At 69.3% G+C, this 3,660-nt stretch carries 5 protein-coding genes; 2 read left to right on the plus strand and 3 right to left on the minus strand.

The genetic code is table 11. The features are described from left to right. A partial coding sequence (locus AC1D1G_RS43035) for a S9 family peptidase (RefSeq protein WP_477956691.1) occupies positions 1–1,704 on the plus strand: 1,704 nt, incomplete at its 5' end. Positions 1,705–1,734: 30 nt separating this feature from the next. On the opposite strand, the gene AC1D1G_RS43040 is transcribed toward AC1D1G_RS43035, so the two are convergent. From AC1D1G_RS43040 to AC1D1G_RS43050, 3 genes are all read right to left on the minus strand, one after another. Further along, a complete protein-coding gene (locus AC1D1G_RS43040; RefSeq protein ID WP_280782380.1) occupies positions 1,735–1,995 on the minus strand; it encodes a WhiB family transcriptional regulator in 261 nt (86 codons plus the stop codon). 63 nt (positions 1,996–2,058) lie between these two features. Continuing rightward, positions 2,059–2,610 (minus strand): HNH endonuclease, encoded by a 552-nt coding sequence (locus AC1D1G_RS43045; protein ID WP_280782381.1) that lies wholly within the window; start codon positions 2,608–2,610, stop codon positions 2,059–2,061. 60 nt (positions 2,611–2,670) lie between these two features. Then, the gene (locus tag AC1D1G_RS43050; protein WP_280782382.1) at positions 2,671–2,811 is read right to left on the minus strand and encodes a hypothetical protein; all 141 of its coding nucleotides are present in this window, start codon (positions 2,809–2,811) and stop codon (positions 2,671–2,673) included. Positions 2,812–3,029: 218 nt separating this feature from the next. On the opposite strand from AC1D1G_RS43050, the gene mihF reads away from it, so the two are divergent. After that, the gene (gene mihF / locus AC1D1G_RS43055) at positions 3,030–3,341 is read left to right on the plus strand and encodes an integration host factor, actinobacterial type (protein WP_005248100.1); all 312 of its coding nucleotides are present in this window, start codon (positions 3,030–3,032) and stop codon (positions 3,339–3,341) included. Positions 3,342–3,660: the final 319 nt, after the last annotated feature.

Raw genomic sequence — 3,660 nt, forward strand, 5'->3', positions numbered from 1 at the left:
GTGGTCGTCGCGCGCCGCGGCGGCGGGATCACCGGGGTCCGCGCCGCACGGTGCGCGCCGCGGGTCGTCGTCACCACCGGGGTTCTCGGGAGATCCGGGGAGTCCGCCGACGACGAGCGGGTGCGCACCGAGCGCAAGGAGAAGAAGGTCTCGGCGATCCTGCACACGGGCTACCCGATCCGCTATTGGGACCACGATCTCGGTCCCGAGGTGCCCCACCTCCTGTCCGCCTCACTGGACGCGCTCGCGGAGAACGGGCAGGAGCCGGAGCTGACCGACCTCACCCCGATGCCGGGTCCGGCGCTGCGCGAGGCGAACTACGCGCTGAGCGACGACGGCGCCTTCGTCGTGACGTCGTGGACGGTTCCCGGTCCGCTGGCGTCGATCCGGAACATCCTCGTGCGCATCGACACCGAGACGGGGGCGCGTACGATCCTCGTCGACGACGCCGACGCCGATCTGTCGGACCCGGTGATCTCCCCGGACGGACGGCACGTCGTGTTCACGCGGGAATCACATGCGACACCCGACTCCGCGCCGCGATTCACGCTGCACCGCTACAGCTTCGACAGTGGCACCGTCACCGAGGTGGCGCCGGGGTGGGACCGGTGGGCCACGTCCGTGGTCTGGCTGTCCGACGGGTCGGGGCTCCTCGTCACCGCCGACGACCGCGGGCGCGCGCCGATCTTCCTGCTCCGTGACGGCGCGGACCCCACTCGGGTGACGACCGACGACTGCGCGTACACCGACCTGCAGGTGGCCCCCGACGGGTCGACGGTGTTCGCGCTGCGGGCGTCGTACGCGGCGCCGCCGCACCCGGTGCGCATCGACATCACCACCGGTGCCGTGTCGCTGCTGAAGGCCCCCGCCGACCTCCCCGAACTGCCGGGCACGCTGACCGAGGTCGAGACGGTCGCCGCCGACGGCGCGGCGGTGCGCGCGTGGCTCGCGGTGCCGACCGGCGCCTCCGCCCACGCGCCGGTGCCTCTCGCGCTGTGGGTGCACGGCGGCCCCCTGGGTTCGTGGAACACCTGGTCGTGGCGATGGAACCCGTGGCTGCTCGTGGCGCGGGGATACGCCGTGCTGCTCCCGGATCCGGCGTTGTCCACCGGCTACGGGCAGGAGTTCGTCGAGCGGGGCTGGGGTAAGTGGGGCAAGACCCCGTTCACCGATCTCATGGCAATCACCGACGCCGCGGTGGCACTGCCGGAGATCGACGAGAAGCGCACCGCGGCGATGGGCGGATCGTTCGGCGGTTACATGGCCAACTGGATCGCCGGACACACCGACCGGTTCAAGGCGATCGTCACCCACGCCAGCCTCTGGGCGCTGGACCAGTTCGGCCCCACCACCGACGCCGCCTGGTACTGGCAGCGGGAGATGACGCCCGAGATGGCGGTGGAGAATTCGCCCCACCTGTATGTCGCGGACATCGTCACTCCGATGCTGGTCATTCACGGCGACAAGGACTTTCGCGTACCGATCGGCGACGGGTTGCGGCTGTGGTTCGAGCTGCTGTCCGAGTCGGGGTTGCCCGCGGACGACGACGGTCGCACCGAACACCGCTTCCTCTACTTCCCGGACGAGAACCACTGGATCCTCACCCCGCAGAACGCGAAGGTCTGGTACCAGGTCGTGCTCTCGTTCCTCTCCGAGCACGTGCGGGGCGAGGACGTCGCGCTGCCCGAGATCCTGGGCCGGTAGCCGGCGGACCGGGGCCGCGCCGAGGCGGAGTCACGCCCGCTTCTCGCGACCCCGATCGAATTCCTTGCCACCCCACACGCCGGACTGGCCGGTGGCCCTGGCGAACAGCTCGCAGCGCGTCCGCAGTGGGCAGTGATGACACACGTCGCGCGCGTACGCGAAATCCTCGGTCGGGAACGGGAACCACCGGTCCGGCTCGGGGTCGGCGCGACACGCGGCGTCGACCCAGCCCGCGGGGTCGTCGGAGGCAGGCAGCAGGGTGGACAGGGTCGTGTCCAGGACGTCGGTCATCGGGAAATCTCCCCTTCCCGGGAGAAGGTCGGTCGGGTGGAGGCGGGTGTGGGGGTCTCGCGGTCAGACCGCCGCGAGATCCCTCCAGATCTGCCGCTGCGCCTTTTCGATGTGCCGGGGCGCCTTCGGCTCCCAGAGGAGCGGCATTCCCGCCTCCTCCGGTGTGCGGTCGGCCTTCCTCTGGTTGCAGGGGACGCAGCAGGCCACGAGGTTGGCCCAGGTGTTCGGGCCACCGCGGCTCCTCGGCAGCACGTGGTCGATGGTCGTCGCGACCGGCTCGGCGCAGTAGCCGCAACGATTGCGGTCGCGGCGGAACACGCCCGCGAACGTCGCGCGGCTGCTGTCGGTCACCAGCACGGAGCGCGCGACGTAGACGTAACGCAGCAGGCGGATGGTCTGCGGCAGGCTGATCTCGACGTGCTGCGAGCGGATCGGGAACGGCGGCTCCCGATCCGCGACCGTCTCGGCCGCACCGACACTGATCAGCACGACGGCGCGCTCGGCGGGAATCTCGCAGAGGGCCTCGTACGTCACATTGAGGACCAGCACATCCGCACGCGACCAGTTGCGGGCGTCGAGGGTGCTGCCGGGTGGGTTGCGGGAGAAGTGCCTCACGGGAGATCTCGGTTCTGTCGGTTCGCGGCGGTGGGGGCACGCCGGCCGACGGAAGTCGAGTCAGGCGTGGCTGGCGGTGCGGTGGGTCTTCGGGGCGGGCATGATCCCGCGTTCGCCTTGCCTGCCGACGGGGAAGGAGGAGGCGATGCCCGTGCGTGACGGCTGCAACCGGGCTGCGTGGGCTGTGGGCAGTGCGCGCATCGCTACGTCCTTCCTGAACTCGACGTGTGAACTGAACCGATCGGAACACGTCGAGCATGACACAGCGCACGGCCCGCGTCCTGGTATTTTCCGCGCCGTCGGACCCGTGAGCGGGGCGTGTCGAATCGGACAGGATCCGCGACACGTCCGATGGATGCGGTGAAGTAGCGGTTCTCTCGCTACGGTGTTCGATACGTACCCCGAATGAAGGAGACATCGTGGCACTTCCCCAGCTCACTGACGAACAGCGGGCAGCAGCTCTCGAGAAGGCCGCCGCCGCTCGTAAGGCACGCGCAGAGCTCAAGGACAAGCTCAAGTCCGGTGACATCACCCTCAAGCAGGTCCTTTCCAAGGCCGATGTCGACGACATCATCGGAAAGACCAAGGTCAGCGCCATTCTGGAAGCCCTGCCGAAGATCGGCAAGGTGAAGGCCCAGGAGATCATGGCCAACCTGGAGATCGCTCCGACGCGCCGCCTCCGTGGCCTCGGCGACCGTCAGCGCGACGCCCTGCTGGCGCACTTCAGCTGACACGTTCCCCGGGTGCCCGCCCCATCGCCTTCCGGCGACCGGCGGGCGCCCGGACGCGTCTTTCCTGCCCCCACCCCCGCTAGTGCAACCTGACGGTTGCGCAAATGGCCGCCGATGTGCAACCGTGAGGTAGCACATTGTCGAGAGGTGAGGATGATCATGAGCGTTCCGGACGCATCCCAGGACAGGATCGAGCGCGAGATTCAGATCGACGCCCCCATCGAGCGGGTGTTCCGGCTGGTGAGTGAACCCGGCTGGTTCATCGGCGACGGCGAACCCGGCAAGACGACCACCACACGCGAAGGCGACGTCTTCGTCG

The sequence above is a fragment of the Rhodococcus sp. P3_B8 genome (assembly GCF_056402775.1).